The organism is Leisingera sp. ABD4_442, assembly GCF_056160905.1.
This window is the reverse complement of the sequence record NZ_JBSWYB010000021.1, coordinates 1-12,463: the sequence shown is the minus strand read 5'-3', so window position 1 is coordinate 12,463 and position 12,463 is coordinate 1. Positions and strand designations below refer to the sequence as shown.

Below are 12,463 nucleotides of genomic sequence, written 5' to 3'. Positions count from 1 at the left end.
ATGGTGATTTAATCTCAGGTGTATCACGCTTATTGTGGGGTTGACGGATGTCTGTATTCCTCAAGATCTGCCGTTTTGGTGCTTTCGGTGTTTTTCGTGCGGATGGAACCGCTGTTCAGCTAGGAGCAAAGCATCAGGCGCTGCTGGCACTGCTATCAACTGCGGATGGAGGGATCCGGACGCGGGCGTTTCTGGAGAAGACTTTGTGGTGCCTGGCGCAGCCTGAACAGGCCAAGGCAAGCCTGCGCACGGCGTTGTCCACGCTGCGGCGCCATCTGGGCCCGGAAGCGGCAGAGCTTCTATTTGCCAACCGCGAGCGGGTCATCCTGGATCTGACCCGTGTGGAGCTGGACAGCTGCACGGGCCATGCAGATTTCATGGAAGGCTTTGAACTGCCGCATGAGGCTGTGTTCAATGCCTGGCTGGGCGAAACCCGGGCGGAATTCGCACGCGGCGCGGCCAGTCCTGGAACTCGGACTGGGTCTTCGCCGGGCCGGGTCATTCTTGAAGGCATGCTGCCATCCATCGCGGTGCTGCCTTTTGTCCACCGCGCGCCCGGAGAGGCCGCTGAGCCGCTGGGGTCGCTGATGTCAGAGGAACTGTCCCGGCATTTGTCGCGCAGCTGGGCGTTCTCGGTCACCTCTTATTTGGCGTCGCGCCAGTTTGATCCGCACACCGTGCGCCCGGCCGAAGTGTCTTCGGTGGCGGGTGTCGATTATCTGGTGTCGGGCACGGTCAGCTGCGAGGGCGACCGGTTCCGTGCCGAGATTGATCTCCACGATGCTCTGCGCGAAAAGGTGATCTGGTCGCGCAGTTTCGAGGGATCGGTCGAGGGGTTGATCGCTGGGCACAGTGCGGTGCTGCGCAATGCAACCCAGCAGATCGGCCAGACCGCAACGGGTGAGGCCGTCCGTCTGGCAGATTTCAAGCCGCTTGCGGCGTTAGAAAGCCACACTTTGCTGATGGCGGCGATTTCGCTGATGCAGGAAATGGACGCTGCGAAATTTCAAAGGGCGCATGAGATCCTGTCCTATTTGCTGGAACGGGAGCCGGATCATGTGCTGCCTCTGACCTGGATGGGGTTCTGGCATGTCATGCGGGTTGAAAAGGGCCTGTCCCCAAACCGGGAGGAGGACTGCCGCCTGGCCAACAGCATGGCTGGGGCGGCAATTGAGGCCGCGCCGGGTTTCTCGCTGGCGCATACCCTCAAGGGGCATATTTCCAGCCATCTGACCTTCCGGTTCGATCTGGCCCAGGATGCCTATGATCTGGCCTTGCGCGACAACCCGAACGAAGCGCTTGCCCTGCTGCTGAAAGGGGCGACGCTGGCCTATCAGGATATGCCGGATGAGGCGGTTTTGATGACAGACGCGGCGCGGCGTCTGACACCATTAGGTCCGCAGCGGTACTATTTTGATGCACTGTCCGCGCTTGCCAACCTGTCGGCCCGTAATTTTGGCCGGGCGATTGAACTTGCCGACCGGTCCTTGGAGGCCAAGGGGGCCTTTCCTGGACCGCTGCGGTCCAAGGCGATTGCCTTGCAGATGTCGGGGCGCGGAGAGGAAGCCCGCAGCACCGTCCAGCAGCTGCTGGAGGCGGCGCCTGAATTCTGCCTGTCGCAATTCCAGCGCGACAACCCGGCAGCCATGAGCCCGGCGGGGCAGGAGTGGGCCTCTGCGCTGCGCCGGGCCGGGGTGCCTGAATAAGCGGCCGCCGCAGCGCTGCGATGGGGCCGTCAGGCGGACGCTGGCGGCGTGACGTGATGTAACATGTGTCAAAAATCCATCTTTTGCGCTGCAATTCACTGAAGTCTGCTAGGCTTTTATTAATTGAGCAATAGAAACAACAGCCAGCCCGCTAACGGGCGGCAGGGGGCGGTTTGGCGGAAAGTCTTGCCTTTGAGCGGCGGTTCTCAGAGTTCGGCCAGCATGTGCTGCCAGAGGAGCGGACACAGGACATTCTTGATGTCGTGGAAGATTTCATGCAGCGCTGGGGGTATTCGGTTCAGAACCTGATTGGCGCTGAGTTGACGGTTGAGCATCTGGGCGGTCAGCCCGGCGAAGCGCCAGACCTGATTTTCAGGATGGCCGCGGTGGATTATTTTGAGATTGTGATCCGTAGCCCAAGCGGCGCTGTCAGCTATGGCGGCTGGCTGACCGGCACCTTGCCTGTCACCGTGTCCGGCGAGCAGGTTAATGGCCGGCCTGTGCTGCTGTCAGCCTCCCGCCAGGGCGGAAAGATACGGCATGTTTTTGATCCTTTGGCGGGCTACCGTCCCGATGGTCAGACGGCCAGCTTGCCGCTTCACGCCGCTCAGCGCCTGGCGGTTGCAGACTGATGATGCATAAACTGCAGGCCGGATGAGCACTGGTGGCAGATGATCACTAAAATCCAATAGATTTCCTTTCAGCCGCTCATGCCTTTTTAACGTTCTTCCGGCCCTTCTATCCGGGAGACGCGGGCGGCTGTGCGGCAGCGGCTTTGCACCATCGAAGGCCTGGTTTGCCCGGTTGCGGCAGCGGTGCCGGCTGAACGCCGGACCAGGAAAGCAAGACGGGCGGATGCCCTGGGTGAAAATATGACTGCAAAGAAGAACGTTTCCGGCAAACGTGGTTTCCGGCTGTTTTCAAGCATTGGCGCCAAGATCACGCTGATCCTGATGGCGATGGGGGGTGCCTTGGCGGTTGGCGGGGTTCTGGTCACCCTGGTTTTTGCCCAGACAGGCCGCCAGATGGAGGTTCTGACCGGTCAGAAAGTGCCGCAACTGGAGTTGAGCGGCCGTCTGGTTAAGGCAGCAGGCCGGGCCAAGGATGCCATGATCGGGGTTCTTCAGGCCGATTCTGCAGAGGCGCTTGCAAAAGCAGAGGAAGAGGCGGCTGCAGCTGTTGCGCATTTGGAAGACAGCGTCGCTGGTCTGCCGGCTGCGGATCAGGCGATGTTCAAGCCAGAGGCGGTGGCAGCGTCTGAAATGCTCAGCAATCTGATTGCTGCCCGCAAGGGTGCCTTCCGCAACCAGGCCTGGATTGATACCCAGACCGCCAGCTTGCAAACGCTCAGTCAGGCCTTGCAGGCGAAGCTCGTCAAGGTGGCCTCGGAAGCCAGTGACAGCCTGATGGCGGGTGGTGAAGATACGATTGGTCAGGTCGACGAGGTGCTGAACAACCTTGTAGAGCAGCAGTTCGGCAGTTTGCAGATCCTGCTGGAGGCCAGGGCGGACATCAGCGTTCTGTCCGGGGCAGCGCTGGCGCTGGGCCATGTGCGCGACGTGCCGACGAAGCGGGCGCTCAAGAAGATGGCGAATGAGGCGCTGAAACGACTGGAACCGGTGCTGAACCGCCTTGACGAACTGGGGCTGGACGCTTTCCGTGCCAAGAAAGTCCGCGAAGGGGTTGAGTTGTTCCGCTCGACGCTGTCGGCCAGCCGCAAGGAGCTGAAGGACAGCCGCAAAGCGGTGCTGAGCGCCCGGAACGCAAGTGTGCGCCCCTTGACCCAGGCAATGGAGCGGATGGTGTTCACCCTGTCGGTTGCAGCGACCCAGGCCAGTGCCGACAACCGGACGGCCATTCAAGGGCTGCTGGACAATCAGGTCGGAGTCCTGCAGCAGCTGCTGGAGGTCAATGGCTGGATCAGCGCCTTTCAGATTGCGTCGCTGGAAGTGGCTGCCGCTTCTGATATCAGTGCTGCAAACGCAGCTGCGGCGCCCCTTCAAAAGGCGGCCAAGGCCCTGCAGGGCTACATCGCCTTTGGCGGCGGGGTGCTGGAGGCGGAGCTGAAAGGCATCACGGTTCTTGCGGATCCGTCCGAAGGGCTCCCGGTGTTCAAGGTGGCATCGCTCGAAGCCTCCGCAGCGGCAGCGGCAGCGTCTCAGGCAACCGTGGCGGCCATGCTGGAGTTTTCCCAGCACGCAGCTGGACTGGGGGCTGAAAGCCGGCAGGAGATCGCCTCCATCGCAGATGGTCTTGCCAGTGATGTGTCGGCGGCCCAGCGGCAGTTGCAGATCCTGGCGGCGGTCTCTGTGGCCGTGTTCCTTGGGGCGCTGGTGCTGACGCGGATGCTCATCCTGCGCCCGCTGGCGGATATCAGCGGCACCACGGAACGGCTGGCAGCGGGCAACCTGCGCCCGGTGAATGGGTATGAGCGCTCCAGCAGCGAAATCTACCGGATTGCCACGGCGCTGTCGGTGTTCCGGGACGGGCTGGTCGAAAAGGCGGAGGTTGAAGCCGCGGCCGAAGAGGAGCGCAATGCCAGGCTTGCGGAACAGGCCGCAGCGGTGACGGCCATCGGCGACGGGCTGGAACGGTTGTCGCAGGGCGATCTGACGATACGGATCCACGAAGACATGGGGGAGGGTTATGCCAAGCTGCGGGACGATTTCAACGCAGCGCTGGAAAAACTGGAAGCCTCCATCAGCAGTCTCAGCGTCAGCGGTCAGTCCATTGCGGGGGGCAGTACCGAAATCTCAGCCGCGTCGCATGATCTGTCTGAACGCTCGGAGCGCACGGCGCAAACGTTGGCCGGCACCGCAGCAGCCGTCAATCAGCTGTCGGTGTCGATCAGTGGAACGGCGAAGGCGTCGGGGGAGGCCTCTGCATCGGTGGAGGCTGCGCGCCAGAACGCCAGCGAAAGTATCGAGGTGGTCAAGCGGACCTATGGTGCGATGGAAGCCATCAAGGAAAGTTCCGAAAAGATCTCGCGGATTATCGGTATGATCGAAGCCATTGCCCAGCAGACCAACCTGCTGGCGCTGAACGCCGGGGTAGAGGCCGCGCGGGCGGGGAGCGTCGGCAAGGGATTTGCGGTCGTTGCATCCGAAGTGCGCACCCTTGCCCACCGTTCCAAAGAGGCGGCGACGGAAATTGCGGCGCTGGTGGACGAGTCGGGTCAGAATGTAGAGCTTGGTGCGGAACTGGTGGCGCAGACCCAGACAGCGATCAGCGAGATCTCGGCGTCGGTTGCCAGTGCTGCCGATCTGATGAAGACCATTTCGCAAGCGTCCTCGGAACAGTCCGGCAGCCTGCAGGAGATCAACTCGGCCATGTCCAATCTTGACGATGCGACGACGCGCAACGCCGGGCTGTTCGAAGAGGTGACGTCTTCCAGCCTGGGCTTGTCCAAGGAAGCTCAGGCGATGGCTGGCGCAATTGGGGCTTTCCGCACAAATGCTGCAGGTGGCGCTGGCCAGCCCGCTGCAGAGGAGATTGGCCAGGAAGAGCCTTGGCGCCTGCAGGCTTGAGGCCGCGGCCCAGGCATAGGGCCTGATGCGGTTCTGACGGTCAGCCGGGGCGTCGGCGGGGCAGGGGTGGTCCGCTGCGGCGTTACCTGTTGCGCAGCCTGCGCAAGCCCTCGCTGGCGATCCCCTGAAGCTTGGCGTTCCAGCCATAAGACCTGCTGAACAGCACCTTGCCGAGCCCCTCGTAGGAGTCCAGCCGGGCGCAGATCTTACCGGCTGCCTGTGTCATATTTTTGACCACCAGCGCGTCCTCCGCCAGTCCAAAGTTCCGGGCATCTTTCAGCCTCTGTTCCAGAACCGCGAGCTGGCCCTGCAGCATTCTTGTGCGGCGCTCCTGGTTGGATAGGGGGCTGACTTTCTTGGTCAGCTGGGCTGAGATGCCGACGTCCTCTTTGTAGATCACCAGCTTTTCGGGGATGTAATGCAAGGCGTCTTCCAGCGCGGCGCGGAAGCCAAGGATCAGATCCTCATAGGCGCGCTCCTTGGGGAAGCCGCCGTATTTGCGGTACAGATCCTTGTGCCAGGCTGCCGTTGCACCCAGGTAGAGGGAAAAAGACGTGGCGGCATCCGCGGTTGTGAAGTCCTTGTAAAACAGCGCCCGGCGGTAGGCGTCCTCGCCGGGCTGCCCAGCCGGGTCCACGGTTTCCGCATCCGAATAGAACAGTTTGGCACCGGTTTGCCGGTGGCTGTCGATGATCCGCTGCGCCCGGTTGGGGGCGTTCCGGTCGTCGCCGGCGGTCCAGATCATCAGATCCGAGCTGGCCAGCGCGATGGCCTGTTCGATGTGCCGGTTGACACCCATGTTGGCCTCATTGCGCCGGGCTACGATCCGGTGCGGGCCGGTATACTCCTCTGCCAGCGCCTGGATGATTGCAAAGGTTTCATCGGTGGAGGCGTCATCCGAAATGATGATCTCGATCGGCTCGCAGTCCTGTTGCAGCAGCGATTGCACCGACCCGGCGATGGTGTCCTGCTGGCAGTAGGACAGCAGAATGAAGCTGGCGGCGGGTGTCTGCGTCATTGAATGTCCTCTTTATCATCCGGACCAGCCGTCCGGCTGCCCGCGTCAGGCAAGCTGCCAGCGGAACTGCTGATACACCGAGCTGCGGGCGCCGAACATTTCTTTTTGCTTGGCGAGGCCGGCGTTCAACACATGGCCTTGATCGGTCGTTGAAATGCCAAAGTCGAACCACGCCCGCCCGGCGTATTCGCCCTCCAGCAGCGCGTGAACAATCAGGTCGACGCCGCCGTGCCGGCGGCCGCGATCCGAGGAGGCGATGTATTGGACGTGCACAGTTTGGCTGCAATCGAAGATCACGAGGGCGGAAACCATCTGTTCGCCGTCAAAAGCGCCAAACAGGCGGATCCGGTCGGGGAACCGGCCGGCCAGCAACCGGATTTCTGCCTCGCTGTGCACGGGGCGTGCGTTGTGGCGGTCGCCCAGCACCTGGGTTAGCAGCGCCCAGCAGGCGCTCCAATCGCTGCTTTCGCGAACGTCGAGGCCTGCTTTGCGGGCCTTGCGCAGGCCGTCCTTTTTGCCGCTGCCAAAGGGCAGGCGGCGCGGCACCGCGATTGTCGCCGAGATATCTGTGCGAACAGCTAAGGCCCCATGACGGAACAGCGCATAGATGTCCTCGTCAGCCGGCTGGCTGTGGTAAATGTAGGGAATTGCCTTGTAGTTTACTTCGCTGAACCCGGCGGCAGGCAGGTAGTCTGCCAGCGCGTCAAACACATGCAGCATCCGTTCCGCGCTCATCTTTGCGCCGGAGATCACGCCGCCATAGGTGAGCCCGCCGTGGGAGTTCAGAACTGCGCCATCGGCGTTGGCAGGCATCACAGCAAGCAAGTTCCCGTTTTCGCGGATCATCAGCGAATGATCCTGAAACCTGTCGGCGTGATAATCCATGAAACCACGCTGCAGCAGGAAGGTGCCATTTTTCGACGCTTCGACAAAAGCATCCCATTGGCTGGCTTCCTCAGCCGCATAGCGCTGAACCTCAATGGCCACAGATCAATCCTCCAGCACGGCAACGCCGACGCCGGTCGCGCCCATGTTGTTGCCGTTGTAGAACAGATAGCTGCGGCCCTGAGGCGTGTCGATGCGTGCGGGGTAGCAGGTCATCTCGCCGTCCCAGGCTCCGGCTTCGCCACGCGGCAGTTCCAGGTCCGAGGTGCGGGTGAACTGCACCCCGTCGGGCGAGGTGAAGCGGAAGCTTTCGTATTGCTTGGACAGGGTGTCGGAGGTTGCCCGTAGCTCCCAGGTACCGTCCGGCAGCTGGTTCGCACGGGGGCGGCCAATGCGGTATTCCTGCGCGGCAGGGGGGATGATCCGCTGGGCTGCGGCGTTATCAAAGCGCAGCCCGTCGCTGCTGGTCAGGGTCCAGCAATCATAGGCCGGGTACAGCCGCCCGCCGATGTCCTGCCAGCCGAAGCCGCGGGAGATCCAGGCCCGGTAGGAGGAACCGTCCGGCAGCGGCGAAATGGAATGCAGCGCACCGATAAAGGCGCCTTCGGGGCAGCGGTCGATGACCGGTGTCTCCTGCACCCGCTCAAAGCTGTTGCCGCGGTCGCGGCTGACGGCCAGTCCGGTAAATGCCAGGAACTTGGCCTTCTCCACCAGCTGGAAGCCGACGTAATACATCCGCAGCTCATCTGCGGAGACTTCCAGAATATCACCCAGGATCATGCCGTTGTCGTCGAACATTCCGGGTGCGCCGAGGTCGATTACTGGATCTTCGGACACGGCCTGGACCCGCAGCGGATCAGCCGCATCCACATCCACCCAGCCGATCCGGCTGATGCCCTGATCGTCGCGCATGCCGCCAAACAGACGGATGGTGTCCGGATCCCGCTGCCAGGGGCAGGGGGTCATGAAGGAATGCCGGGCCCAAGTACGGCTCCCGTCCGGACTGAACACCAGGCCTTTTTTAACCCAGCCCATCTTACGGCTTTATTCTGAAATAGCGGTAAGACGACACTTTGGCCGGTTCCGCCGGGTTGCCGTTTAGGATCAGGCCAGGGGTGTCGAAGCTCTTGTTGACGACCGCTGCCATCCCGACAAAGCCGTCGTCGCCGGTTTTAACATTGTCCGCAAAGGCTGCATTGACCCCGACAAAACTGCTTGCGCCGATGTCGCAATATCCCGAAACAACCACGTGGGAGGACAGGAAGCAGTGCTCGCGGATCCGGGTCTGGTGACCGATATGATTGCCCGACCACAGCACACAGCCGCTTTCGATTGTGACCCCGTGCTGCACGACATTGTTCTCGAAAATAAAGACGTTGTCGCCCAGTTCGGCCGTTCGCCAGACCATGGCCCGGGGGCTGATGAAATTAGCCAGGGTGTACCCTTTGCTGCGGGCGATCCCAATCAGCCGTGCCCGGACCCGGTTCAGTTTGGTCGAGGTCACGGCCACATGGGCCTCCACCGCAGCGGCTGGGAAAACCGTATCGGCTGTTTCCAGGGCCACCACGGGAAGGCCGAATTTCTCCGTTTCCGTCAGATACTCAGATTCCACAGCAAAGCCCGCAACCTCGTAGGCGCTGTCCACGGTGAAATACTCATAGGCGATGTCGGCGAATTCACCCGCACCGATGATCAGTAGCTTTTTGCTCATGGGAGGGGCGCTGTCCTTGATTGAGGCGGCCGCGGCGGCGGCGCTGCTTGCTGGTCCGGTTCAGATATGCATATACACAAGGGACATTCAAATGCGAAGGCGGTTTCCGTGCCTCTGACCGACTGCAAAATCATTGACTTGCCCAAGATTACCGATGTGCGGGGCAACCTGACCTTTGTCGAGGGCAGCAATCACATCCCCTTTGACATCAAGCGGGTCTATTACCTCTATGATGTTCCGGGCGGGGCCGACCGCGGCGAGCATGCGCATAAGGCGCTGCATCAGTTCATCATCTGCATGTCCGGCAGCTTCGACATCCTGCTTGATGACGGGTTAAAGACCAAGCGGTTCCATCTGAACCGCTCTTATTACGGGCTTTATGTCTGTCCGATGATGTGGCGCTATCTGGACAATTTTTCCTCTGGGGCGGTTTGTATGGTGCTGACCTCAGAGGTCTATGATGAGGCAGATTATATCCGCGACTATGATGAATTCAAAGCCGCCGCAGGTGCGGTGTCATGAAGGTTCCCTTTCTTGATATCGCGGGGGCTCATGCGGAGATCCAGGAACGGCTGGAAAGTGCCGTGCTGCGGGTTGCGCGGTCGGGCTATTTCATCCTTGGCCCTGAGGTCGAAGCCTTTGAGGCGGCGTTTGCCGGTTACACCGGCGCGGGTTTTTGCCGGGGCACCGGCAACGGCCTGGATGCGCTGATACTGGCATTGAGGGCGATGGGGATTGGCCCGGGCGACGAGGTGATCGTGCCTGCCAACACCTATATCGCTACCTGGCTCGCGGTCAGTTTTTGCGGTGCCCGTATTGTTCCGGTTGAGCCGCTGGAGGATACCCACAACATCGATCCAGTGGCCGTTGCAGCAGCTATCACACCGCAAACAAGGGCGATCATCCCTGTTCATCTTTACGGGCAGCCTGCAGATATGGACCCGCTGCTGGCGCTTGCGGAGAAGCATGGGCTGCATCTGCTCGAAGACGCGGCCCAGGCACATGGTGCAAAGTACAAGGGCAAACGGATCGGCAGTTTCGGCGAGGCGGCCTGCTGGAGCTTCTATCCAGGTAAAAACCTGGGGGCGCTGGGGGACGGCGGCGGCTTTACAACCAGCTCCGCGCAATTGGCCGCGCGGGTTGAGATGCTGCGAAACTATGGATCTGCGGTCAAATACGAGCATGAGCTTACTGGTCAGAACAGCCGCCTGGACCCAATGCAGGCGGCGGCTTTGCAAGTGAAGCTGCAGGTTCTTGACGGCTGGAATGCCCGGCGTCAGGCTATTGCCACCCGGTATCTGGATGCGCTGTCCGGATCCAGCCTGGTGCTGCCGGCGGTTCCGCAATGGGCGGACCCGGTCTGGCATCTTTTCGTGGTGCGGCACCCGGAGCGTGATGCCTTCCGGGCCCGTCTGGAAACGGCGGGCATCGGCACCGTCATCCACTATCCCAAACCGCCGCATCTTCAAGGCGCCTACGCGGGACTCGGATACGGGCAGGGGGCTTTCCCCTTGTCGGAGAAACTGGCGTCAGAGGTCATCAGCCTGCCGATTGGCCCGGCCCAGACCAGCGCCCAGACGGATTATGTCGTCGAACAGGTTCTAAAGCTCGTCTGATCTGTCCGGCATCGCGGAGCCAAAAGCTGCAACGCAGGGGCTGAACGCTGGCGTGCCGTCAGGGCAAACGCCTGCGGTTAGTGGCTCGGGGGAGTTTCAGGCGGCAGCAATCCTATCAGCTCCGCATCATCCTGGCCGGCCGTGGTATGGGTGAAAGGTAAGCGGGGCTTTTCCGAGGGGTGAAGTCTATATCACCCGCTCGGAAACAATTCCGCAGGCTGCTGCTCTCTTCGACGGCTGCAAATGCCAGCTGGATATCTAGCCATGGGAAAGCGGCCTTGTCGGCACGCTGAAATCGTACGGAAAGAACAGGCAGCGAAACCGGGGGGCGGTTTTGCCGCGCAGGCGCATATTATTAAGGGAGATTGACCGATGTGGGCGTTTTCTTATTTCTTGGCGAACCTTGGTGACTACATCGACAGGCTCATAGCGAACAAAGTTCTGCTAGGCCTCCTCGTTGCTGTTCCCGTGGCTATTTTGGGTTATGGCCATTGGGCGGAGCAGCAAGTGGAGACGCAACGTGTCCAAGCCGCTGCCATCGAGAGCGTGACGGTGGAGACCCGGTGGTGGCGAGGGGCGGTGTGGTTGGGGGAGAATTGCTTCTTAATGGAGGCCCATTGCGTTAGAAGACGGGAACCCTTGCGACGGCTTGATCAGAACTTGAAATCTTTTGGTCCCCGGTTGAAAACGTACTCAAAGACTGCCCCAAGGTGCGCGTATAGTTCGTCATCGGTGTCAAAGGAGGAGTTGTGCTGATCTTCCCATTCCTGAGCGCTGTAAGGCCGGTTCTTCAGAACCCACTCAAAGGCAGTGCGCCAGGCGTCTCGCCGCATGCCATCGTTCATCGCCAGATTGCGCAGAAACCTGGCATCAAACGAGTCTCCGGATAGGTTGAAGAAGATAAAACCCTCAAATTTTTCTATTTCTTTCATTTGCTTGCCTCCGGATACATCGTGATCAAGCGCGGCTCTGAACCGGGAACATAGTTCCCATTTGAGTCTACATGGAATTGAAAGCGGACAACAATCACCGCGTTCGAAAAGTCCACCGGCACGGCACGCCGTGGGTTCTTCAGTGACCCAATACGCTGTACTCCTTCAACACGGCTGGCAGCGTCAGCGCCAAGAGCATCATACAGCGGCAACCTTATAGCAAACCTTCCATCAGCATCAGTTTTCAGAGCCCCAACAGTTTGGGGGCCAAATCCATCTGAGGGGTCAGAAAATCTTCCTTGCGCGATTGCGAGAGCATCACGGTATTCCTGACTGCGCCGAGCACCCTCCCCAGCCTCTGCAGGCTTACCGTGAACTCGGACTGGCCGCCATTTTGCAGGAAGCGGGAGGAAGGGGACGCAAGCATCATAGTTCGCCTCAAGATTGGAACAGACACCATAATTCCATACCTGCGTTAAGGCTGGCCAAAGACTGCGCGCGCTTATCGGAAGTACGCAGCAACACCCTTAGACATTGAGTTGAGTCGCCTGACTAGAGAAACTGCAAGCCCCTAAAACCGAGCATCCCTCCGTATCTAAATTGATAGCAACTACGGAGGTTTATCATGCTGTATCAACTACTTGCTCTGCTCCTCAGGCACTCCAAGCCTCCTAAGCCCAAGCTTTCTTGGGGAGACGAGTTCCTTGTTTGGCTAGTCATCATCGCGGTTCTGCTATGGCTGAGCTGACTGAAGGCACCATCGTGGTCATCCACGCGTCTGAGGACTGGCCGGAGCATTTGTTCCGGATCACCGAGGTCTTTGACGACTGCGTGGGCGGCAACTCACTGAACGGACCATTGGAAGGCGAATAACCAACTGAGATTGCTGAAGACCGATGCTGCCGAACGGTTGGTGCCGGTTCATCCTCTACTTGATGAAGTGTTCCGAACGCTGCCCTCGGCAGGCCCATTGTTCCTGACCTGCCCCCCGATGGTCCCTTGCTCATGAGGAGAGTCTGCGGGTTTGGTTTTGGTAATCGTCGGTCTCGGGCTTGGCAAGCGCGGAGC

Annotated in this window: 11 protein-coding genes; 6 read left to right on the top strand and 5 right to left on the bottom strand. The window is 60.5% G+C overall.

What is annotated here, in order from left to right:
* Positions 1-47 precede the first annotated feature (47 nt).
* The 3 genes from ACXAHG_RS15225 (at position 48) to ACXAHG_RS15215 (ending at position 5,233) form a co-directional block, all read left to right on the top strand.
* Positions 48-1,706 (top strand): transcriptional regulator, encoded by a 1,659-nt coding sequence (locus ACXAHG_RS15225; RefSeq protein ID WP_475058603.1) that lies wholly within the window; start codon positions 48-50, stop codon positions 1,704-1,706.
* A gap of 173 nt (positions 1,707-1,879) precedes the next feature.
* Entirely contained in the window at positions 1,880-2,338 is a 459-nt protein-coding gene (locus ACXAHG_RS15220; protein WP_475044969.1) for a hypothetical protein, read from the top strand.
* Between the two features lie 240 nt (positions 2,339-2,578).
* On the top strand, positions 2,579-5,233 hold the full coding sequence (locus ACXAHG_RS15215) for a methyl-accepting chemotaxis protein (protein ID WP_475058601.1): 2,655 nt from the start codon (positions 2,579-2,581) through the stop codon (positions 5,231-5,233).
* 82 nt (positions 5,234-5,315) lie between these two features.
* Here ACXAHG_RS15215 and ACXAHG_RS15210 read toward each other — a convergent pair whose 3' ends face one another.
* The 4 genes from ACXAHG_RS15210 to ACXAHG_RS15195 all read right to left on the bottom strand — a co-directional run bounded on the left by ACXAHG_RS15210 (position 5,316) and on the right by ACXAHG_RS15195 (position 8,847).
* The gene (locus tag ACXAHG_RS15210; protein WP_475058598.1) at positions 5,316-6,251 is read right to left on the bottom strand and encodes a glycosyltransferase family 2 protein; all 936 of its coding nucleotides are present in this window, start codon (positions 6,249-6,251) and stop codon (positions 5,316-5,318) included.
* 45 nt (positions 6,252-6,296) lie between these two features.
* Entirely contained in the window at positions 6,297-7,238 is a 942-nt protein-coding gene (locus tag ACXAHG_RS15205; protein ID WP_475058595.1) for a GNAT family N-acetyltransferase, read from the bottom strand.
* Between the two features lie 3 nt (positions 7,239-7,241).
* On the bottom strand, positions 7,242-8,102 hold the full coding sequence (locus ACXAHG_RS15200; protein WP_475058593.1) for a hypothetical protein: 861 nt from the start codon (positions 8,100-8,102) through the stop codon (positions 7,242-7,244).
* Between the two features lie 70 nt (positions 8,103-8,172).
* Positions 8,173-8,847, bottom strand: a complete 675-nt coding sequence (locus ACXAHG_RS15195) for a NeuD/PglB/VioB family sugar acetyltransferase (RefSeq protein WP_475044961.1) — start codon at positions 8,845-8,847, stop codon at positions 8,173-8,175.
* Positions 8,848-8,913: 66 nt separating this feature from the next.
* Between ACXAHG_RS15195 and ACXAHG_RS15190 the strand changes: the two genes are divergently transcribed.
* Complete coding sequence (locus ACXAHG_RS15190; protein WP_475058591.1) at positions 8,914-9,369, top strand: sugar 3,4-ketoisomerase; 456 nt, start codon at positions 8,914-8,916, stop codon at positions 9,367-9,369.
* Positions 9,366-10,463 (top strand): DegT/DnrJ/EryC1/StrS family aminotransferase, encoded by a 1,098-nt coding sequence (locus ACXAHG_RS15185; RefSeq protein WP_475058589.1) that lies wholly within the window; start codon positions 9,366-9,368, stop codon positions 10,461-10,463. The genes ACXAHG_RS15190 and ACXAHG_RS15185 overlap by 4 nt, the downstream gene beginning before the upstream one ends.
* 653 nt (positions 10,464-11,116) lie before the next feature.
* Here ACXAHG_RS15185 and ACXAHG_RS15180 read toward each other — a convergent pair.
* Positions 11,117-11,395, bottom strand: a complete 279-nt coding sequence (locus ACXAHG_RS15180; RefSeq protein ID WP_475044956.1) for a hypothetical protein — start codon at positions 11,393-11,395, stop codon at positions 11,117-11,119.
* A 735-nt stretch (positions 11,396-12,130) separates the two neighbouring features.
* On the opposite strand from ACXAHG_RS15180, the gene ACXAHG_RS15175 reads away from it, so the two are divergent.
* Positions 12,131-12,268 (top strand): hypothetical protein, encoded by a 138-nt coding sequence (locus ACXAHG_RS15175; protein WP_475044955.1) that lies wholly within the window; start codon positions 12,131-12,133, stop codon positions 12,266-12,268.
* Positions 12,269-12,463: the final 195 nt, after the last annotated feature.